Here is a 19,695-nt window from a genome sequence, read left to right on the forward strand (position 1 = left end):
CAGCACGTTTTTGTTCCACTGCCGGATCCCTCCTTCCATTTACTCCGGCTCTTTACTTATAGAGTCTGCCACAGTATTCCGGAGCTGTAAGGGAATTAGGAAGGTTTTCTATCAAATAAATCTGCATTCAGAGTACATGTTTTACCCTGACCGCTGAACCACCAGGTCCGTTACAGAAAAGCCTGCCGGATGTCCGGCAGGCTTTTTTCATTCTTACGGTATTCCATTATAGGCATCGTATTCTTTTACAGCTTGTAATTTTTCGGAAAATCCGTCCGTGTCAATATAGAAGTATTGCCGCATAATGGTTTTCCCATTTTCCAGCTCATAAGCTATACTCACAGATTGTTTGGATGCTCCTTGTTCCTCTTCAGGACGCTGCTCAATAATCGCCTGATGCAACTGCTGAACGTCTTCCAGGTAAGCATCCGATGTACTGTACAGATTTTGATAATCCTCCGGCTCTGATATATATTCTCCAACATACACACTCTGTACGAAGTCCCTGTCCGGGATCGTGGATTCATAGCCAAACGCATCGTAGTGCAGCATCGCACCTGCGATGATAATCACAACAACGTACCCGCCGTAACCGATGAGAGCTCTGCCCCGGAACACCCTCCATGTTTTTTTCAAAATCATTTCCGCGACGAAATACCCGGCGGCTGATCCGAAAATGTATCCAAAAATCATCCATCCGGTATTATCATTTTGAACGTAAAAGAGACTGAACGTCATCATGGCACACAATGTCACGCCGTACTTGAATATAGGACGCAGCACACGAAACGTGATCGCCTCCGAAGCGGTTTCAATCGGCCGCAGTTTATAGAGTACGAGTGCAGCAGCTCCAAATAGTACAGCAGCAGCTACATACCCCGCTAACTGCCAGGAGGTATATTGCATCTCCACAATATCAGAAATAAACATAAGCGGTGAAAACAGTAGAAATTTATCACTGACAGTGTTAAAAGGCGGCAGACCATATAAGTAAAGAGAGATATTACTATAGATAAGCGTGTACATCGCCACCGGCAGTACAAGTAATATCAGTGTTATGATACCGGTCGCGATCGACATTCCGACAGCCATACCTACAAATACTGTAAAGAGAAAGAAAAAAACACTCATGATGAGGAATGCCCCGGCCCATGACCAAATCGTCTGAGGGGATAACTCACTAAATTCTGGATACATCCCGGCAATCACTTGTGCCGCTCCTGCAGTAATGAGTAATGGCGCAATGATCAAAACCAACCCGGTCAAAACCTGATTGAAAAAAAGACTTTCTCTTCGTACCGGCAGGCTGTGCATCATGTCGGCTGCATCAGGAACCTGCAGGTATCGAAACAGAAAAATACCAGTTAAAATGCTGCCGCCGACAAGGACCGGAAGTTCTGTTCCATTGGAAATCTGTGTCATGGTAGTAACATCTTCCGGGCCATACCAACCGTCGGTAAGCCTTATCATTTGCATGGGAACGATGAATATCCAACCGATTAAAATAACAATGCCAAGCCAGCCGTGTTGTTTGAGATTCTGCTTTTGAATCCCAGGATTAAAGAAGGACACTTTCGATTTCATAGCCGATGCCTCCCATCTCATAAATGAAAATTTCCTCGAGCGTCAGCGGCAGCATGTCAAAGACGCGCGGGTGATACGGCTTGATGTGCTGTTCAATCTCTGCCCGGTCCCCGCGGACGATAAGCAGATAGACGCTTCCGCGTTTTTCTTCGTGAAGAAGGTTCAACCCGGTGGCAGCCTCTTCTTTCGTTTCGTCCGAATCAAAGGCCACCTGTACTTTATGTGTGTCGGTTTTCAGTTCGTCGAGTTCTTTTTCGACGCGGAGGGTGCCTTCATGCATGATACCGACCTGGTCGCAGATATCTTCAATTTCCCGGAGGTTATGGGAGGAAATAATCACTGTTACTTCCCTTTCTGCGATATCCTGAAATAACAGGTTTTTGATTTTATGGCGCATCACCGGGTCAAGCCCGTCGATCGGTTCGTCGAGAATGAGCACTTCCGGCATCGCAGCAAGTGCCAGCCAGAAGGCAGCCTGCCGTTTCATTCCTTTGGACAAGCGCTGGATTTTTCGTTTTGGATCAATCTGGAATACCTGCTGCAGTTTTTGATACCGCTCTTCGTCCCAGTTTGGATAAAAGGAACGGTAATAGGCGGCCATTTGTTTGATGGAGGCCTGCGGCAGAAAATACGGGTTATCCGGGATAAAAATCACTTGCTGTTTCTTTGGTACATTTTCATAGACCGGTTCCCCGTCTATCTGAACCGTTCCTTCGTCCTGCCGGTAAATGCCGGCGAGTATTTTCAGAAGTGTTGTTTTGCCGGCCCCATTTGACCCGAGCAGACCGTAAATATGCCCCTGTTTCACCGACAGATTCAGATCATGGACAGCGTCTTCTTTTTCAAACGTCTTCGTGACATGCTGCACGTCAATCACGATGGTCTCCCCCTTCCTGTTCTGCTTCCTCAAACCAGCGCAGCAGCTCTTCTTTCGTCAGCCCCATGTAGATGGCTTCCTTGAGAAGAGGCCGGAACTGGTCTTTCATCTCTTCCAGCTTGCGGTCATTGGATATCCAATCGGTCGGTGCCACAAAATACCCCTTTCTGCTTGCGGAATACAGAAATCCCTGCCGCTCCAGTTCGCGGTAGGCTTTCTGAATCGTATTCGGATTGACCGTGAGTTCCTGTGACACGTGACGCACCGACGGCAGCTTTTCATCCGGCTTCAGCACACTGGTCACAATCAACTCTTTGATATTGTCCATCAGCTGTTCATAAATCGGCTTCCGGCTCCGCAGATCAAGCTCAAACAAAACATCCCCTCCTCTACTTTACCGATTTTTATACATGGTGTGTTTTCTGTATTACTATGATTAATACAATTGATAGTATAATCGTTCTTTTATCTGTTGTAAAGATATAATTTCCATTTCATTTCAGAAAAAAGTTGATGACTCATCACCAGCCGGCGGCAACAGTTGATCCGCCTGCAAAATGTGGGCGCAATCGGTCGTGAGGCGCGCTCTAGCGACCAGTTCCAGACTAAATCACAGCATAAACGGTCCCTGGGCTTCCCCCAGCGACCGTTTCCCTCCTGCTCCAGCGAGTAACTAGCTCTTTGCAGCGCCCTAGCGACCCATTCATTCCCCACTGGCACGTACTTTGGTCGTTGACAGTAACCAACGGCCCGCCGCCTGCGCAAGGAACTAATCCAGCTGACGATTAGGTGGCAATCGGTCGATAAAGGCTTTCTATCGACCGATTGCAAGCTCCATCACAGCACAAACGGTCGCTGGGCATCCCCAGCGACCGTTTCCCTCCTGCTCCAGCGGACAATTAGCTCTTAGGTCTGTTCTATCGACTCATTTTCTCTCCACCTGAACGTAATATAGTCGTCAGCAGCCCCCTCTGAGCAATCACCAAAAAAGCCCCGGCCGGAACGCGGGGTTGCACGTTCCAGCCGGGGCCGGGCATCAGGCGTTAGCTTTCTGCATTTTACGATACAAGTCCTGGTAGGCTTTCGATTCACTTTCGCGTCCGAGATCAAGATAGATTTTGGAGAGCCAGCGGACGGGTTCGGGGTCGGTGGTGTTCATTTCCATTTCCCAGCTGAAGCAGTCCACCGCCTGGTCGAGCTGGTTGAACTCATACAGCATCTCCCCTAGTTCACGCTGCTTTTCCGGATCATCGTGGTACGCCTTCATTTTTTCAAGCTGCTGGATGATCGGGGAGGACTCCGTTTTCTCCCGGATCGGCGCCAGCCATGTCAACACGTCCTGAAGCGGACGGTCAGAAAGAAGTTCGTTCACACACAGCTGCAGAATTTTTTCTGCTTTCCGGGGTTGATTGTCATACATGGATGCAATATAAAGAGGCAGATCATCGAGTGCCACCCCGGATGTTTTCAGATCCATCGTCCCCAGCATTTCCTCCAGCGCAGCCTCCTGCTTCTCCGTGAGAGATATGTCGTGCTGCTGCAGAAGCCGCAGGGCGTTCTCCAAATCATGACGGGATAAATAAATCGAAAGCAGATCCTGAGGAAGCCGCTCGAGGGATGGCACCTTGGCATGCAGGTCGTTCAGAATCAGCTGCTGCCCCTCTTTATCGTAATACAGGTGCAGCCACTGCAGCAGTTCTTCGTAATAAGCATCGCCGCCTTCGCGCTGGATTTGATCAATCATCAGCGAAAACGCGTCAACCCAGCGCTTTTCTTCTTTCAAAAACCGGAGAAGCTGCGCTGCGTTTTCCGGATCTTTGCGCGCGTAATAACAGGCCTTTTCCATATAAAGAGGGTCTCTTTCCCATAATTCCGGTGCCATCCGCTGATACATATCCTTAAAAGTGGAAAATTCCATCTCGTTTGATAGCTGTTTGACCCAGCTGTGATTCGGGGTGAAATCCATCAGTACACGAATGATCCGGTAACCGAGAAACAGCTGGCCGGTGCGGCGGTGCTGGTAGTAAAACGACTGAATATCCTCAAACAGATCCTTTTTGGAAACAAACGCATCAAAGAAGGTGAGCATGCGGGCCGTTTCCTGATAGGTATGCTGGCTCTGGAATTTGCCGCGCAGTTGACTCAGGCCCCGTTTTGGAAATGACGTCCTGTCCGAGAGCACTTCCCCGATAAACGGATGCGGCGCCTCGTAGACAGCCCCGTGCTTCACTGCTTTTTCGAGAAAGGAACGGCGCCGCACATGGTTTGCTTTCATTGTCGTTACATACTCATTTTTGAAAAATATCATGTAATACACCTGTCCTGTCTTATCCCAGGCCTCTACCATTTTGCCCTGCAGAAATACGATTAACGCCCCTGGACGCACCGTCGTCTGTTTTTTTCCGTCGGTGATGACACATTCGGTTTGGTTCATTATGAAAACCTCCCTTAATATAGTAAACCTCGTACAAAAAGAAGCAGCCGCGCGCTGGACTGCTTCTTTTTTCGTCACGTCTGCAGCTGGTCCGCATCAAATACAACGCCCAGGTCCCTGCGGATCCGGTCGGTCTGACGCATCACCATCTGTGAATCGTGCCAATGTAATGAAGTTGTATCGTTCGTTTCGCAGGCCTCGATAAATCGTGCTGCTTCATAATACATATCCGGGTTCGTCTGTTCAATATCCACCGTTTCCGGCTGCCCTTTTACCGGAACAAACGTCAGATGCTGCACCTCGTGAATCGTATCGATATAGAGGGTTCCTTTTTCACCCTGAATCTCACTGGGGCTGTTCGACGACGTGATTTTCGAGTAGGCCGCTGCGGCGTCCATGCCGTCATAGGAAAGAAGGACATTCGCCGCTCCGTCTACACCGCTTTCCAGTACATGACCGGAAGCTTTCACATCCCGCGGCTCCCCGAACAGACGCTGGAGCGGGTGCAGGCAGTACACACCAATATCCATTGTCGCCCCGTTCGACAGCGAAGGCTTGAACGCATTCAGGACCTCTCCGTTCAGGTAGGCATCATAGCGGCTCGAATACTGAGAAAAATGGAAAACGGCCTTGCGCACGGTGCCGACTTTCGGAAGCATTTCCTGCAGCTTTTGAAAGCCCGGAGTATAAAGGTTTTTCACCGCTTCCATCAGCACAACGTTGTGTTTCCGGGCGGTTTCGATCAGATGACGCGCTTCCTGTTCATTGCTGCAGAGCGGTTTCTCGCAGATGACATGTCTGCCGTGCTCCATCGCCGACGCGGCCTGCTGTGCGTGATACCGGGTCGGGCTTGCGATGTAGACGGCATCCAGTTCATCGTCCCCGAACATGGCCTCAAAATCGGCGTAATATGTATCAGCTTTTGTTTTGGCCGCAAATTCCCGCGCCCGTTCTTCATCCCTGGAATACACGGCATGCAGATGGAACGCATCCACGCCGCGCGCCGCATCGATAAAGGCCTCAGTGATCCAGTTCGTTCCGATCGTTGCCATATTCACCGCCGACGTCCCCCTTTTTCCTGTTTGTCCTTATTATACTATACTCAAGAATGTTTATCACGTATTCTTCTGTATTCAGCGTAACGTATTTCAGGTTCATGTGAAAGGGGAAGGGAATCAGCCGCCGGTCTTTTGTGATGATAGAGGTGGTAACATGAAAAAGAATAAAATGAATCAAAACGAAGATAACGAGAGAAAAAAGAGACTGCTGTTGGATAATATTTTTACAAACGGCCTCTTTACTTTTTTGACATTTCCGGGTAGGGCAGTGGAAGATCCTAAAGAGTTCTTTACCATCCTGCCTTTTTTAGGCGTTATGTTTTGGTTGATTCCTATCCTCTGGTAAGCGGGGTCAGCGTAGTGTATTCAGTGAGAAAATAAAGTACGAGATATAGAGAACGACACCGGTTAAGAGAATCTGGATGATGAGGAGCGGTACGAGAAAAAAGATAGAGTAGAACGTACTGACCCATAGCACAATCAGTGCGGTCCACTTGGTTTTGAGCGGAAGCGCCCGCTGCGTCCGGTACTGGTGGATGTAGGTGCCGAGCCATTTCGTGCGCAGCAGCCGGTCGTACAGCTTCTGCGATGATTTCGCGTAGCACCAGGCCGCCAGCAGCAGAAACGGCGTCGTCGGCACGAGCGGCAGGACGATGCCGATCAGCCCGAGCACGACACAGACACTCCCGCAGAGTATAAGAAGTGTTTTTTTCATCGACTTGATCATCTTTTTACCCCTTAACATGTATTTGTAATACATATTATAGAGCGGCGCCGGCGTTTCGTAAACCAAACAGCAGTTAGAGACATTTTTCTTCTCCTTTTGTCCGTAACCCGCGGATTATGGACACTTTGCCTCCCATGTTGTCCCGTATCTTTTTTTACTGGACACTTTTCCCTCAAACGACAGGAAAATGTCCGGTATCCTGATATAACGGACATTTTCAAAATGAAAGTGTCCGTAAAAAAACCTGCTGCCCGGGAGGCAGCAGGTTCAGGTTATAAAGAGGGGAGAAGCGCGTCGAGAGTGGTATCCTCAAGCGAATCCAGCCGGCGGTCATGGTGCCCGAATGCCAGGGTTTCGGTAACTTTATTCGGTACAATCACGCAGCGCATGCCGGCGCGTTCGGCAGCGAGGGCGCCGTTGACGGAGTCTTCAAATACAACGCATTCTTCCGGCCGGACGCCGAGGCAGGCGGCGGTTTGTTCGTACAGCGCCGGATCCGGCTTCACGTCCTCCACATCATCCGAGGTCCGGATGCAGGAGAAATAGTCAAACAGCCCCAGGTTCTTAAGGTGCATGGACACCCAGTCCAAGTCGGAACTTGAAGCCAGGCCTACCGCCAGTCCCCTGTCCTGGGCTTCGCGGATGCGGGCTTCTGCTCCCGGAAGGGCCGGTTCTCCGTTCACCCGGTCCAGAAAACGTTCCTTAAACTGCTCGAGAAACATGTCCTGCTGCACCATCTTCCCCGTACGAGACGCCAGATAATCGGCCGGCGTGAATCCCGTCGACGTGCCGATTTCCTGCTGCCACACCTCGAGCGGCAGATCGGTGCCGTACTCTATGAACAATTCCTGCAGCACATCGAACTGCCTCGTTTCGGTATCCATGATCAATCCGTCAAAGTCAAAAATAACTGCTTTTACGTCTTGTCCCATGGGTTACACCGACTGCGGGTGGTTGCCGCTCACCATATCAAGATCGGCCGCTGCCGCGTTAGATGCGACCTGCTCCGGATTTTTACATCCCGGAATAACGGTGGTTACCGCTTGATGTTTCAAGCACCAGGCGAGCGCCCACTGTGCCATCGGAACTCCCTCCGGCACTTCGTTTTTCGCGAGTTCTTCGACCATTTCAAGCGTACGGCGCGTCTCGTCCTTATCGTGGCGGTGGCGCACGTCATTATCCGCAAATTCAGCACCCGGCTTGTACTTACCGCTCAGGTAGCCGCTTGCCATCGGCACACGCGCGAGAACGCCGAGATGTTGTTCTTCGGCAGATGGCAGTACGTCTTCTTCCGGAGAACGGTCGAGCCGGTTGTAGATGACCTGAATGCTTTCCGCCCCGGTATCTGCTGCACGTTTCGTCTGATAGCTGTCTTCTTTTTTCCCGATGGAAAGGCCGATGTGCCGGATTTTTCCTTCCTGCTTCTGCTTATCAAGCATCGTCCAGAGCTCATCATTGTCAAACTCTTCCCCGACACCTGTATGCATCTGATACAGATCGATGTAGTCGGTGCGGAGCGCGCGCAGGGAATCCTCGAGCTGCCGGCGTACGTCATCCGCTGAGAAATGACGGGTCCGTTCATACAAATCGTGAAACTTGTGTCCGAATTTCGTCGCCAGCACCCAGTTTTCCCGGTCTTTCTCTGTGGCACGTCCGATGAATTCTTCCGACAAATGATCGCCGTAGCATTCAGCCGTGTCAATCAGGTTGATCCCTGTTTCTCTCGCCTTATCAAAAATAGCATCGACTTCCGGCTGGGTGTAGTCTCTGCCCCATTCGCCGCCGAACTGCCACGTTCCCATGCCGATGACAGAAACATCCATGCCGGTTTTTCCTAGTTTACGGTACTTCATGTATGAATCCTCCTTTTTCACTCTTGCTTTTTCTATTATAAGGCAAACTGCCGCGAAACGACAGTCACGGCATCTAGCTGGTTTATGGCCGGCAGCCGTTGGATGGTGGAGGGGAGCAGCGCGGGAACCGTTTGTGGTATCTACGGAGTGCGTAAACGTCACTCGGTATCGGTCCCAGTTACGTTTGCACCACTCCCGGCTCCCATAAACGTCCTCATGAGCTTATCCGGGTTACGTTTACGCCTCTTATCCCAGTACAAACGTAACTCGGCAGCCCCTGCCTCACGCCGGCAGCCTCTCTGCATGCAATGATTGAATGGCTAAGTTCATTTTAGATTGGCTCCAGCGACGTTTACCGCTGCTCTGCGACCTCTAAACGCAACTCGGTATCTGTCCCAGTTACGTTTGCACCACTCCCGGCTCCCGCGAACGTCCTCATGACCCTCTCCGGGTTACGTTTACGCCTCTTATCCCAGTACAAACGTAACTCGGCAGCCCCTGCCTCACGCCGGCAGCCTCCCTGCATGCAATGATTGAATGGCTAAGTTCATTTTAGATTGGCTCCAGCGACGTTTACCGCTGCTCTGCGACCTCTAAACGCAACTCGGTATCGGTCCCAGTTACGTTTGCACCACTCCCGGCTCCCGTGAACGTCCTCATGACCCTCTCCGGGTTACGTTTACGCCTCTTATCCCAGTACAAACGTAACTCGGCAGCCCCTGCCTCACGCCGGCAGCCTCCCTGCATGCAATGATTGAATGGCTAAGTTCATTTTAGATTGGCTCCAGCGACGTTTACCGCTGCTCCGCGACCTCTAAACGCAACTCGGTATCTGTCCCAGTTACGTTTGCACCACTCCCGGCTCCCATAAACGTCCTCATGAGCCTATCTGAGTTACGTTTATGCCTGTTACCGCGGCACAAACGTAACTCGAAAACATCTGGCTGCCCGCCGGCCGTCACACAGAAAAAGGTGCCCCGTCACTCCGGGGCACCCACCTGTCCTTCAGGATTTACTTGATTTTCCCGCATCCGCATCCTTTGGCTCCCTTTACGAGCTGAGGTTTGCGGACGGTTTGGTGCTTCCCCTTCCGAACCAGCACCTTTGGCGTCGGTTTTATTCCTGCCATACTATTAACCCCTTTCCCTTTCATCATACGAAACAACCGCAAAAATGCGTGGGTAGCTGCGGCAGGATCCAGCCCGATTATTTACGAAACGAAAAAAGTTTGTACCAAAGCGGCGGCTGGGACTCCGGCTTTTTTTCCTCCCCTGGTTCAAAGACGCCTTCAGATGCGTGACCCGTTTCCCGGCTCTTTGTTTCCTCTGTTTTCGCTTTCATCCGGTGAGTGGAGACAGGATTTGTCGGAATATGACTCGGTCGTTTTACATTTCCGGGGCTTGTGTCCTGTTCAATCAACTGTTTTAATTGCTGAAACGTTAACTCCCCTGATGCAGGAAAAGAATCCTGCCTCTGGGTCACAGCGTCCATCTGCTCCTTTAACGTACCTACTTCCTCTTTTAACTGCTGGATTTCTTTTTCATGGGTCACGTCCAGCATCACCTGCCGTTCTTTTCCCTCTTCAACCAGCTGAACCAGCTCGTCGGGAAGTGTGATGGGTTCGTTCTCTTTTTCCAAAAGAATCTGCCTCATATGCCGGACCTCTCCCTCCATATTCTGCAGCAGATGTTCCGTGCGGTACTGCTGCTTCTCCTGGTTTTCGCTCATCCTGCGAATCACCTCCTCCTGCTGAAAATATCTATTGAGCAGTTCCACGTGGAGTTTTTTCAATTGAAGGTAATGGTACTTTACTTCTTCCTCTTTCATGAGGATCACCTCAGACCTGCCTTTCCATTAGTGTATGCCTGCCCGGCGGATGTGTTCCCGCCTGCTACATTCCGGCATGTGGGTCAGGCCTTCGACATAAAATGAAAACAGGAAAAATGTCTCTTACTGGGATATATGAAAGGAAGGGGCCAAACATGAACGATGATTCAAAAGTACAGCAGCTCGAAGAAGAGATCGAGGCGTTCAAACAGGAGAGCCGTGATTTTTATACCGCGCTGGAAAAGCGGTTCAAAGGAACAGGATCAGAAAATGACGCACTCGTACATTTTTTTTCCTACTCCGTGTACCTCTCTACAGATGATGTCATCCTGCTTGGCTCTTTCACGATAAAAAACACGGGGAACACCGTGCAGAACGTACCCGGTATCTGTCTTGTTTTTCACCTGCCGAAGAATTTCAGCTTCACCGGAAAATTTGTCCGCAGCGAGGAGTCCGTCGTCGAAAACAACGAAGCTGTATGGAGAATGATGCCGGAAAAAAAGGGACAAAAAGAGGAGATCTGGCTCGAGCCGAGAGAGCCTCTGGAGCTGGTTCCAGGCTCTTCCATCTCGTTTGAATCGTTTCAGCTCGTCTGGGAATGGAATGATGCTCATGACGCGCTCGTGTACGGATACACGTATCAAAAAGAAACGGAAGAAAGCAGTGCCTCGCTTAACCACATCCATATCCAGCGGGAACAAACCGCGAAAAAAAAGAAAGGAGCGTCCAGCCATGACCCGGCATAACGAAGACCTCTCCCTGCGCCAGCTCATGGATCAGTACGTCCAGCAGACGGTGGCCGCCCTGGAAAAGCAGCAGACAAAGGAAATAAGCCGGGACGATTTAGCCCTGTTGTATGTATGGTCGATGCTTGAGCGGGAGGAAGAAGCCCCGTCTCCATTGATTTCTTCGCTTCTCGACGACATCCGGCACCTGAGGGAGGAGCAGAGACAGCTGAGAGAGTCCCTGTTCAAAGACAGTTAAAACTGCACAACAGCCATTTCATGGCCGCGGATTTCCGGCAGCTGGAAGGCAAGCCTCCCGTCCTCATAAGTAAAAGAAAGCTCGGTTCCGGAGGATGCCGCGTACACCTCCCGCGGCGCTTCCTTCACCCGGTGGGAAAAGGTTACATTATACAGCGGAATCACATCTTCCAGCACATCGAGCCCTTCCGCCCGGCGCTGGTGAATGTAATGCAGCACGTGTATAACCCTGCGCCTCTTATCAGGCTGGTCCTGGATGGTTATCTGCGCCGTGGAAGGCAGGTTCGTCTCCAGCAGCGGCTCCGGCAGCAGTTCATCGAGGCACCGAGCCGCAAGCTGCTTGTAAGCCAGACTGCCATGCCTGCGGTACGACTCGAAAACGGGGTGGGCAAGATACATCACCGCACCCTCCCGGACGACCGCCGGATCCTCTGACACGCTGTCCACCGGCGCATGAAAATGCGACATATACGTCGTCCGGGTCCGGTTAAAATAAGGACGCTGCACGTAAGCTTGAACCTCCGCATCAGAAGGAACTCTCACTCTGCGTCCCCGCTCATAAAACACCTGCGCCGTATCCGGAAGTCCTCCAAACGCCTCCGACAGATTCACATAATCCGGCGAAAACGGCAGCTCTCCTTCATCATGCAGACCAGCCGGAACCTTCCGCTCCTCCGCCTCATTCAATCCGGAGCGGTAAGAAAGAAGAAGCTTTCCGCCCTGTTCAAGGAACGTCTTCATTTTTTCCGTAAGATGGTCTGAAAAAGGAACATGATCCGGTGCGATGATCAGGGACACGCGCGAAAAGTCCGAGGCTTCATCCATAAAACAAAACGGACGCTGAAGTTCCGTCAGCATGCGCATCGCCCCTTCATCACTGAAACTGGACGGCTCGTTTGCCACCCCTTCGGACACCTGGGACATCAGCACCCCAATCTCATCGACAGGACGCGTGTCCCGGCACCATTCTTCTTTTTCCGCCACCTGTTCGTAAACGCTTGCGATGAGGCGGTACGTCTCCTGATCAAGCGTCCCGCGCGGGTGAAGCTGGTCCCCAATCGCGCAGCCTGCGCCGTGTGCCAGCATCAAAAAACATTCGTATTCAAGCGCCGCCTGGTTTTTCAGACTGCCAAAATCCCCCCACATTTTATGAAACCGGCCGGTCATTCCGGTAAACGGCACGCCGAGGGTTTTGTAAAACGCGGCGTACAACGGAAAATGATGGTGCCCCCAGAGACCGCCGGGGAGCGATTCAATGTCTACATGCGTCATCCATGAAAGCTCCGGACGGAGACCTCCTTCCGGATCCAGATCGAGCCGGACCCGGCCGTTGAAAAAAATCGGGAGCTTTGGTTTCATGCGGTGCACCGCCTCTTCCAGGCGCTGCATCGTCTTTCTTTCCGTCTCCAGGCTGTGCCGGAGCAGATCCTCTGTATCTTCCGGATCCAGTCCCAGCTTCTCCATCTGCTCGATGCAGTACGGACACACGCATCCCGGTCTCGTCTGATGAACAATATCGAAAAAGACCCCGTCCAGATCATACTCTCTCACGAACTCTTTTGTATGCGCTTCCAAATAATCAACATAAGGACTGTTCATACAGAGCCACTTCCAGCCGGCGGCATCACGGTTATCCGCGCTGCCAAGAGGCGTTCTCCCAACGAGCTTTCCATCCCTGTCCACCTGGCGCCAAGCATTGTTCTCCGCCGCCAGCTCATCCCAAACCACCGTCGTATAAACCGGAACCCGGATACCGCGCGCATGGCAGGCCTCAATCATCTCCCCCAGCATATCCTGATGCAGCGACGGATGCTGCATTCCGGTGCGGGTTGGATAATAGGAATACCCGTGATGGCATTTCGCAAACACCGTTACCGATTCGACAAAACTATCCTTCAACTCTTCTGCAAAAGCTTCCGCATCAAAATCCCGACCCACATCCGGAATGTGCGGCGACGTATGAAAATCCAGGTGCACCTTCCGGTAACCAGTACTCATTCCACCCACTCCTCTACCATCTTTAACGTCTCTCATTGTATTTATTCGACATACCTGCTTTATTTCCTTCAGCAAAACAGGGCAGGCGGGCCATAATGATTCACAGAAAAAAGGAGACAGCAAATCAACGATCCGCCGTCTCCTTATTCCGCATGGCGTCAAAAGCATCATAAAAGAGCACGATGGAAGCCATGATTCCCATACCGAGCACAATGTAGTTAAGGCCTGTTTCGACACCACCGGCAGGCAGTGTGGTGGTCGTACTTACAGTAAGTACCAAAAGACCAAGCGAGATTTTGGCCGGAGCATCTTCGTTCTGTTTTTTGGTGAAAATCCCGAACTTTTTTTGAACGAAGGTTAGGAAAAGAACCACAATCACCAGTAATACAATCACGTGCTGTTCCCCCTCTTCTTACATCTCCCTCTTATATCTCATGTATATATTAACATGAATTTACTTTGATGGAATACACTTGTGGTTATGGGATGGGGAAATAAAAGCGTGTCATGATAAATCAAAAGCAGAAACGAACCACACAAGGCGGCGCGTCTCTGCCTTTTCTTCTATTCATCCAGCCACCTGCGGGTTTCTTCGAGTCCCTGCTCCAGTGAATAAGCCGGACGCCACCCTAGCTCTTTTTCTATAAACGCCGTATCCACGACCCGGCGTTTTACAACATCCACCGGCCGTTCCGGCTCATAGCGGATCCGGCTTTCTCTCGTTTTTGCTGTCTTTTTCACGAGGGCTGCGAGGGTATTGATTGTCGTCTCCCGGCCTGTGCCGATATTAAATACTCTGCCAACAGCTTCCGGTCTCCCCGCCGCCAGAACCAGCGCAGACAGGCCGTCTTCGATATAGGTGAAATCCCTCGTCTGCTCTCCGTTTCCAAAAACCGGCATGTCTTCCCCTCTCGCGCAGGCGTCGAAGAATGCTGCGACAACACCGCAATAAGGGTTGGAAACGAGCTGCCCGGGACCATACAGGTTGGAAAAACGAAGCACGGTCACAGGAAATTGATACGTGTGAAAAAAGACGTGACAATACTGTTCCATCCCGAATTTACTGGCAGCATAAGGAAGCGTCACATTGTGATACCATTCCCCGGTAGGAAAAACAGAGGCCTGGCTGTACACCGAAGCTGTCGAGGCATACACGAAACGCTTCAACGCCGGATTGAGTTCGTGTGTTTTCTGCAGCAGCTTGAAGCCTCCGTACAGGTTGACGTGAAAGTCTTCCTCCATCCGGGTCACCGACTGTACTAAATTCCGGCAGGCCAGATGAAAGACGTAATCCACCTGCGGCAGAACGTCGTCCAGTACGGTGTCATCGGTGATACTTGCGCGGTAAAACGTGATGTTCGGTGCATCCGGCACAGCCGATTCGTTACCGGTGGTTAGATCATCAATGATAAAAACGCGATCAGCCATTGGCAGTATTTTCTCCACGAGCATAGAGCCGATAAAACCCGCTCCGCCGGTAACCAGAACGGTTCCGGATAACGGTTGTTCTGCTGCCATCATTGTTCTTCCCCTTCTCCACCGGGAATCTTTTTCTCCAGCAGCTGTTTGTTAAACAAAATTTTTTCATCTTCCGGCCGGTACTTCCGTGCCATTTCATTGTGCTCCCAGGCCTTCTGAAACTGATGGAGGTTGTAGTGGCAGACGCACAGCTGCAGATGGGGATACCAGGTGGAATAGGCAGGATACGTGAAACTCCATTTATTTGGATCGACTTTCAGATTCACAGCCGTTTCATACCAGTAGACGGCAAAAGAAAATTCTTGTTTCTGCTGCAGGTTATACCCGATGCGGCTGCACGTTTCCGGCCGCGGAATGCGCGAAAACCGGAACGATTCAAATAAAGAGGCCAGTTCTTTATCAAGGTCACCGATAAATCTGTAACAGTCCCCCCGGTTCAGGCAGGCATACACTTTATCCTCCACCCAGCCTTCTTTCATTTCGATATTTTTGGTGTAGCTCTCTATCGCTTCCTCCGGGTACCCATTTTCCCGCAACTCATTGCCGTAATAAAAATAATCCCGGGCGCCGAATGTCTCTCCCTTTGCTATTTTTTTCGAGTAAATATCCAGGTTTCTTCCTGTCGCGTGACTCGTTTTCTTATGCGTGACAGCGATATCCGAATTAATGATATGGCCGGAAACGACGAGATAATTATGCACATCCCCCTGCCATTTAAAATTCCGGCTCGTTTTTAATAAACGATTCCGACGGTACTGCAGGGTGATATTACCAAACTCATCCATCCCGGCATTATAATACATCGAGACCGAATCCACCGCAGGATCCAGGTTTTCTTTCAATGCTTTCAGTTTTTCACGGTCTTTCTCAAGCAGCACATCATCGGCATCCAGATACAGGGTGTACTCCTGCGTAGCATAGCGGAAGGATTCATTTCTGGCTTCCGTGAAACTTCCGGTCCATTCAAAATAAAACACGCGGTCGGTATAGGATTTGGCTATTTCCACGGTACGATCATCCGATCCGGTGTCGACAATATTTATTTCTTCCACGAGGTCTTTGACCGTATCCAGGCAGCGGGCCAGCACCTCTTCTTCATTTTTCACGATCATACAAAGGCTTATCGTAATCATGCCGGACTCCTTTCTGCTTACGGTATTCCTTCGTAGGTATCGTATTCGCTGCAGCGCGGCATTGATTGTTTGATAACCTATAAGGGACGGAAACATTCATCCGTTTTCTTCATGAAAAAGAGCTGCCCCAATCGGGACAGCTCTTACCCTGCTGCGTATTATTCTACTCTGATAATACTCAGTGTCGCACCGGCTCCATCCTGCAGTGTAGCTGCTCCAGCTAATCCGAACAGCTCGAGTGTAATTACATCACCAGCTGTTATATCAATGATCAGATCCGTATTGAAACTGCTGACAGTTATGGCTGGTGATATGACGGATTGAGGAATAGGCGCACCGTTTAATAATAGTCTCGATTCTACTAGCAGCGCTGCGGTTAGATTAATCGTATAGGAAAGATAGTATCTGCCGGTTTGGTTAATCGTAAACTCAGTATCTGCTCCATTCGGTACGATATCATCATCCAGGTTCTGTGCATCCGGCAGTGGAACCTCTGTACCACCCAGTACTACCGCTATGACAGCACCATCTGTGTTAGAGGCAGAACCGGATACTTCCGTAACAACTTCAGCCGTCGGTCCTGTGGGGCCGGTCGGGCCGGTTGCTCCGGTTGCTCCGGTTGCTCCGGTCGCTCCAGTAGCTCCCGTTGGTCCCGTTGCTCCGGTTGGACCGGTCGCTCCAGTAGCTCCTGTCACTCCAGTGGCTCCCGTTGCTCCGGTCGCTCCCGTTGCTCCGGTTGGACCGGTCGCTCCAGTCGGCCCGGTCGCTCCAGTGGCTCCCGTTGCTCCGGTGGCTCCCGTCACTCCAGTTGGACCGGTCGCTCCAGTCGGCCCGGTCGCTCCAGTGGCTCCCGTTGCTCCGGTCGCTCCCGTCACTCCGGTTGGCCCGGTCACTCCCGTTGGCCCGGTCGCTCCCGTTGGTCCCGTCGCTCCCGTTGGTCCCGTCGCTCCCGTTGGTCCCGTTGCTCCGGTTGGCCCAGTCACTCCAGTTGGACCGGTTGCTCCAGTCGGCCCGGTCGCTCCAGTGGCTCCCGTCACTCCAGTGGCTCCCGTTGCTCCGGTCGCTCCCGTCACTCCGGTTGGCCCGGTCGCTCCAGTGGCCCCTGTCGCTCCCGTTGGTCCCGTTGCTCCGGTTGGCCCAGTCACTCCAGTTGGACCGGTTGCTCCAGTCGGCCCGGTCGCTCCAGTGGCTCCCGTCACTCCAGTGGCTCCCGTTGCTCCGGTGGCTCCCGTCACTCCGGTTGGCCCGGTCACTCCCGTTGGCCCCGTCGCTCCAGTGGCTCCGGTCGCTCCAGTAGCTCCTGTCACTCCAGTGGCTCCCGTTGCTCCAGTAGCTCCCGTCACTCCAGTTGGACCCGTCGCTCCCGTTGGTCCCGTTGCTCCGGTTGGCCCAGTCACTCCAGTTGGCCCGGTTGCTCCAGTAGCTCCCGTCACTCCGGTCGGCCCGGTCGCTCCAGTCGGCCCGGTTGCTCCGGTCGCTCCAGTAGCTCCAGTAGCTCCCGTTGCTCCAGTCGGTCCTGTCGCGCCAGTCGGTCCTGTAGGGCCGGTCGGGCCGCCAGCTCCGTTACCTTCCACTTCCAGTACGGCCACGTCATCTACAAACACAGCTGGCGCCGTAATGGCACTGATTGGTTTTCGAATGACAATTTCCACCTGTGTCGTACCCGCCGGTGCTGCTTCGGTCGTCTGATAAACCCCAAGCCAGGTATCCTGTTCCTCATAAGGCAGACCACCAAAATCTATTAAGGTCTGTAGTCCCGTTCCAATCACCATATCTCCTGCATCCAGATAGAAGATTTCCACATAGATGATAGGACTATTCTTTGTTAAATTTTTCGAAAGGGATACCAGAACCTCATACATCTGCCCAGGGTCTGCCGGCGCTGTCTGACTCAGCGACGCCGCCACCGAACCGTGGGCAAACCGGGCCGTGAACTCCCCTGTGTGAGATTCCGAGGGGACCACGGTCGTGTTCACCGCATCCCAGTTCATGAGAGTTCCCGACTCAAAACCGCCATTCAAGATGATATTATCAATGGCCAAGGCTCTCTCCTCCTTTTTCAGTAAGATGTTTCAATAAAGCAGAACTCTATTGAAACTCTTGATATGGTATGTCATGCTCTACAGCTTGTTTGGATATTTATCACCTTTCCCCGCCCGTTGGAAGGAAAATGTGCTGCAAACTACAAGAAAATGTATTGTTTCAACCTTTTATCATACATTCAGGAAGAAAGGAGTGTTTGATATGGACAGCAGTAACGTGCGGCGCATCGTGCGCCATTTCTTCCCTGATACCGTCCCTTTCACAAAAACCTCTCTCCACAACCTTGAGAAAAAAGCACCCCATTCCGCCTCGTTTTATTTTCATCATGCTTGGATGGAATTGGAGGAATCGAACCGTAAAGCGGCGGCCTGGTTATGGTGCTGGAGAGGGCTGTACCACCACCCGGACAATACCTCTTTGCTGCTTTTCTATTCGATTCTTTCCTACGCGTCCGGCAGGGAAACAGAAGCATCGCTTGCGTTTCAAAAAGCGGAAAACCTCGACAAAACGATATCCAGTCCTTTTCCCCTTTTTGAAAAAAAGCATCCTGCAGGCGTTACCTATCCCCGGGTACTGCAGGGGACGATGGAAATCGCCAACCAGATGAACACCATCGCCAAAGGATTAACCCAGCAGGGATACATCAATGACACGCTGAATTATTATCCGACGTATCTCGGATACTCCTCGGACTACGAGTGGAAAATATCCAAAGAACGTTCTCCCGTATCTCCTGCACTCCGGCGTTTGGCAGAAACACTCATTCCTTCCTATGACATGTTTCACTTTCATTTTGGCACATCCTTAACAGACACCCGTGAAGATCTCGCCTTGCTTCAACAGGCAGAAAAGTCCGTCCTGATGCACCACTGGGGGAGCGACGCGAGAATTCTCTCCGAGGCGGAAAAAACGAATCCGTTTGCCGTTGTCAAAGTGGATAGAGAGTACGCGGTGAAACAAAACCTGGAGACGCTTGGCAAGACCATCCCGGCCTGTATCGTGGCGGATCGGGAAATGTACCAATACGTGTACCCTTTTTACAGCAAGGTCTTCATCGTACCGTTGATGATTGACGTGGATGCCTACCCGCCGCACGTCCCGGACGACGAGGACAAACCGCTGAACATTGTCCACGCTCCCACATCTCCAGCTGTAAAAGGCACTTCCTATATTACTGCGGCGGTGTCCCGGCTGCAGCAGAAGTACAACATAGATTTTCAGCTTGTGCAGGGGGTCTCGCACGAAGACGCCAAAACCATCTATCAAGGCGCTGACATTATCATCGATCAGCTTCATATCGGTAGTTACGGGCTGCTGGCGGTGGAAGCCATGGCGATGGGAAAACCGGTTGTATGCTGGATCAGCGGATTTATGCGTGACGCGTACCCGGATGACCTTCCCATCGTGCCGGCGAATCCGGAAACGGTGGAAGGCAGACTGGAAGAGCTGATCCGCCGGAAAGACCAACTCCCCCATCTTGGAAGACAGGGGAGGCAGTTTGTTGAAAAATATCACGATTTCCGCATCCATTCCGGTAAAATACTCGACATTTACCGTGAGCTCTCCAACCCGTAATGCAGCGGTTTGGCTCGTATTTCCACTCATTTGGACAGTAAATCCTTTCCTTTGGACAGTAACGGGCGGTCAACGGCTGGTAACGAAAGGATTGGCACGTATTTCTTTCTGTTTGGCAGGTAAT

The 19,695-nt window shown here is 51.6% G+C and carries 18 protein-coding genes; 4 read left to right on the forward strand and 14 right to left on the reverse strand.

The features are described 5' to 3' along the window. Positions 1-213: 213 nt before the first annotated feature. From ACFSUB_RS13470 to ACFSUB_RS13490, 5 genes are all read right to left on the reverse strand, one after another. Positions 214-1,584: a hypothetical protein gene (locus tag ACFSUB_RS13470; RefSeq protein ID WP_380713791.1), complete on the reverse strand. Its 1,371-nt coding sequence runs from the start codon at positions 1,582-1,584 to the stop codon at positions 214-216. Then, complete coding sequence (locus ACFSUB_RS13475) at positions 1,559-2,461, reverse strand: ABC transporter ATP-binding protein (RefSeq protein WP_380713792.1); 903 nt, start codon at positions 2,459-2,461, stop codon at positions 1,559-1,561. The genes ACFSUB_RS13470 and ACFSUB_RS13475 overlap by 26 nt, the downstream gene beginning before the upstream one ends. Then, positions 2,454-2,837: a GntR family transcriptional regulator gene (locus ACFSUB_RS13480; RefSeq protein WP_380713793.1), complete on the reverse strand. Its 384-nt coding sequence runs from the start codon at positions 2,835-2,837 to the stop codon at positions 2,454-2,456. Before ACFSUB_RS13480 ends, ACFSUB_RS13475 begins: the two co-directional genes overlap by 8 nt. Positions 2,838-3,497: 660 nt before the next feature. Then, positions 3,498-4,895, reverse strand: a complete 1,398-nt coding sequence (locus ACFSUB_RS13485; protein WP_380713794.1) for a hypothetical protein — start codon at positions 4,893-4,895, stop codon at positions 3,498-3,500. 74 nt (positions 4,896-4,969) lie between these two features. Further along, positions 4,970-5,947 carry a Gfo/Idh/MocA family protein gene (locus ACFSUB_RS13490; RefSeq protein ID WP_380714253.1) on the reverse strand — a complete coding sequence of 326 codons (978 nt, stop codon included), beginning with the start codon at positions 5,945-5,947 and terminating at the stop codon, positions 4,970-4,972. A 160-nt stretch (positions 5,948-6,107) separates the two neighbouring features. Between ACFSUB_RS13490 and ACFSUB_RS13495 the strand changes: the two genes are divergently transcribed. Further along, on the forward strand, positions 6,108-6,299 hold the full coding sequence (locus ACFSUB_RS13495; RefSeq protein WP_380713795.1) for a hypothetical protein: 192 nt from the start codon (positions 6,108-6,110) through the stop codon (positions 6,297-6,299). 6 nt (positions 6,300-6,305) lie between these two features. Here the strand turns inward: ACFSUB_RS13495 and ACFSUB_RS13500 are convergent, their stop codons facing one another. From ACFSUB_RS13500 to ACFSUB_RS13515, 4 genes are all read right to left on the reverse strand, one after another. Then, entirely contained in the window at positions 6,306-6,680 is a 375-nt protein-coding gene (locus ACFSUB_RS13500; protein WP_380713796.1) for a YbaN family protein, read from the reverse strand. Between the two features lie 272 nt (positions 6,681-6,952). After that, complete coding sequence (locus tag ACFSUB_RS13505) at positions 6,953-7,612, reverse strand: HAD family hydrolase (RefSeq protein ID WP_380713797.1); 660 nt, start codon at positions 7,610-7,612, stop codon at positions 6,953-6,955. A gap of 3 nt (positions 7,613-7,615) precedes the next feature. After that, a complete protein-coding gene (locus ACFSUB_RS13510; protein ID WP_380713798.1) occupies positions 7,616-8,533 on the reverse strand; it encodes an aldo/keto reductase in 918 nt (305 codons plus the stop codon). Between the two features lie 1,206 nt (positions 8,534-9,739). Further along, positions 9,740-10,360, reverse strand: coding sequence for a hypothetical protein (locus tag ACFSUB_RS13515; protein WP_380713799.1), 621 nt, complete (start codon positions 10,358-10,360; stop codon positions 9,740-9,742). A gap of 155 nt (positions 10,361-10,515) precedes the next feature. On the opposite strand from ACFSUB_RS13515, the gene ACFSUB_RS13520 reads away from it, so the two are divergent. After that, a complete protein-coding gene (locus ACFSUB_RS13520; RefSeq protein ID WP_380713800.1) occupies positions 10,516-11,106 on the forward strand; it encodes a hypothetical protein in 591 nt (196 codons plus the stop codon). Beyond that, positions 11,093-11,344, forward strand: coding sequence for a hypothetical protein (locus ACFSUB_RS13525; RefSeq protein WP_380713801.1), 252 nt, complete (start codon positions 11,093-11,095; stop codon positions 11,342-11,344). Before ACFSUB_RS13520 ends, ACFSUB_RS13525 begins: the two co-directional genes overlap by 14 nt. On the opposite strand, the gene ACFSUB_RS13530 is transcribed toward ACFSUB_RS13525, so the two are convergent. From ACFSUB_RS13530 to ACFSUB_RS13550, 5 genes are all read right to left on the reverse strand, one after another. Further along, positions 11,341-13,341 carry a beta-galactosidase trimerization domain-containing protein gene (locus tag ACFSUB_RS13530; RefSeq protein ID WP_380713802.1) on the reverse strand — a complete coding sequence of 667 codons (2,001 nt, stop codon included), beginning with the start codon at positions 13,339-13,341 and terminating at the stop codon, positions 11,341-11,343. The genes ACFSUB_RS13525 and ACFSUB_RS13530 overlap by 4 nt on opposite strands. 124 nt (positions 13,342-13,465) lie before the next feature. Beyond that, a complete protein-coding gene (locus tag ACFSUB_RS13535) occupies positions 13,466-13,735 on the reverse strand; it encodes a hypothetical protein (RefSeq protein WP_380713803.1) in 270 nt (89 codons plus the stop codon). 170 nt (positions 13,736-13,905) lie between these two features. Further along, complete coding sequence (locus ACFSUB_RS13540) at positions 13,906-14,862, reverse strand: NAD-dependent epimerase/dehydratase family protein (protein ID WP_380713804.1); 957 nt, start codon at positions 14,860-14,862, stop codon at positions 13,906-13,908. Next, positions 14,859-15,953: a glycosyltransferase gene (locus tag ACFSUB_RS13545; protein ID WP_380713805.1), complete on the reverse strand. Its 1,095-nt coding sequence runs from the start codon at positions 15,951-15,953 to the stop codon at positions 14,859-14,861. The genes ACFSUB_RS13540 and ACFSUB_RS13545 overlap by 4 nt, the downstream gene beginning before the upstream one ends. A 158-nt stretch (positions 15,954-16,111) precedes the next feature. Further along, positions 16,112-17,995 (reverse strand): NTTRR-F1 domain, encoded by a 1,884-nt coding sequence (locus ACFSUB_RS13550; RefSeq protein ID WP_380713806.1) that lies wholly within the window; start codon positions 17,993-17,995, stop codon positions 16,112-16,114. Between the two features lie 202 nt (positions 17,996-18,197). On the opposite strand from ACFSUB_RS13550, the gene ACFSUB_RS13555 reads away from it, so the two are divergent. After that, complete coding sequence (locus ACFSUB_RS13555; protein WP_380713807.1) at positions 18,198-19,571, forward strand: glycosyltransferase; 1,374 nt, start codon at positions 18,198-18,200, stop codon at positions 19,569-19,571. Positions 19,572-19,695 lie beyond the last annotated feature (124 nt).

The sequence above is a fragment of the Salibacterium lacus genome (genome assembly GCF_042684865.1).
Lineage (GTDB): Bacteria > Bacillota > Bacilli > Bacillales > Marinococcaceae > Salibacterium > Salibacterium lacus.

Bases quoted from the DNA above. Each gene is read 5' to 3' on its own strand.
- ACFSUB_RS13510 (WP_380713798.1), bottom strand. From the start codon at position 8,533: ATGAAGTACCGTAAACTAGGAAAAACCGGCATGGATGTTTCTGTCATC.
- ACFSUB_RS13470 (WP_380713791.1), bottom strand. From the start codon at position 1,584: ATGAAATCGAAAGTGTCCTTCTTTAATCCTGGGATTCAAAAGCAGAAT.
- ACFSUB_RS13545 (WP_380713805.1), bottom strand. From the start codon at position 15,953: ATGATTACGATAAGCCTTTGTATGATCGTGAAAAATGAAGAAGAGGTG.
- ACFSUB_RS13530 (WP_380713802.1), bottom strand. From the start codon at position 13,341: ATGAGTACTGGTTACCGGAAGGTGCACCTGGATTTTCATACGTCGCCG.
- ACFSUB_RS13485 (WP_380713794.1), bottom strand. From the start codon at position 4,895: ATGAACCAAACCGAATGTGTCATCACCGACGGAAAAAAACAGACGACG.
- ACFSUB_RS13490 (WP_380714253.1), bottom strand. From the start codon at position 5,947: ATGGCAACGATCGGAACGAACTGGATCACTGAGGCCTTTATCGATGCG.
- ACFSUB_RS13540 (WP_380713804.1), bottom strand. From the start codon at position 14,862: ATGATGGCAGCAGAACAACCGTTATCCGGAACCGTTCTGGTTACCGGC.
- ACFSUB_RS13515 (WP_380713799.1), bottom strand. From the start codon at position 10,360: ATGAAAGAGGAAGAAGTAAAGTACCATTACCTTCAATTGAAAAAACTC.
- ACFSUB_RS13525 (WP_380713801.1), top strand. From the start codon at position 11,093: ATGACCCGGCATAACGAAGACCTCTCCCTGCGCCAGCTCATGGATCAG.
- ACFSUB_RS13500 (WP_380713796.1), bottom strand. From the start codon at position 6,680: ATGATCAAGTCGATGAAAAAAACACTTCTTATACTCTGCGGGAGTGTC.
- ACFSUB_RS13505 (WP_380713797.1), bottom strand. From the start codon at position 7,612: ATGGGACAAGACGTAAAAGCAGTTATTTTTGACTTTGACGGATTGATC.
- ACFSUB_RS13555 (WP_380713807.1), top strand. From the start codon at position 18,198: ATGGACAGCAGTAACGTGCGGCGCATCGTGCGCCATTTCTTCCCTGAT.
- ACFSUB_RS13520 (WP_380713800.1), top strand. From the start codon at position 10,516: ATGAACGATGATTCAAAAGTACAGCAGCTCGAAGAAGAGATCGAGGCG.
- ACFSUB_RS13495 (WP_380713795.1), top strand. From the start codon at position 6,108: ATGAAAAAGAATAAAATGAATCAAAACGAAGATAACGAGAGAAAAAAG.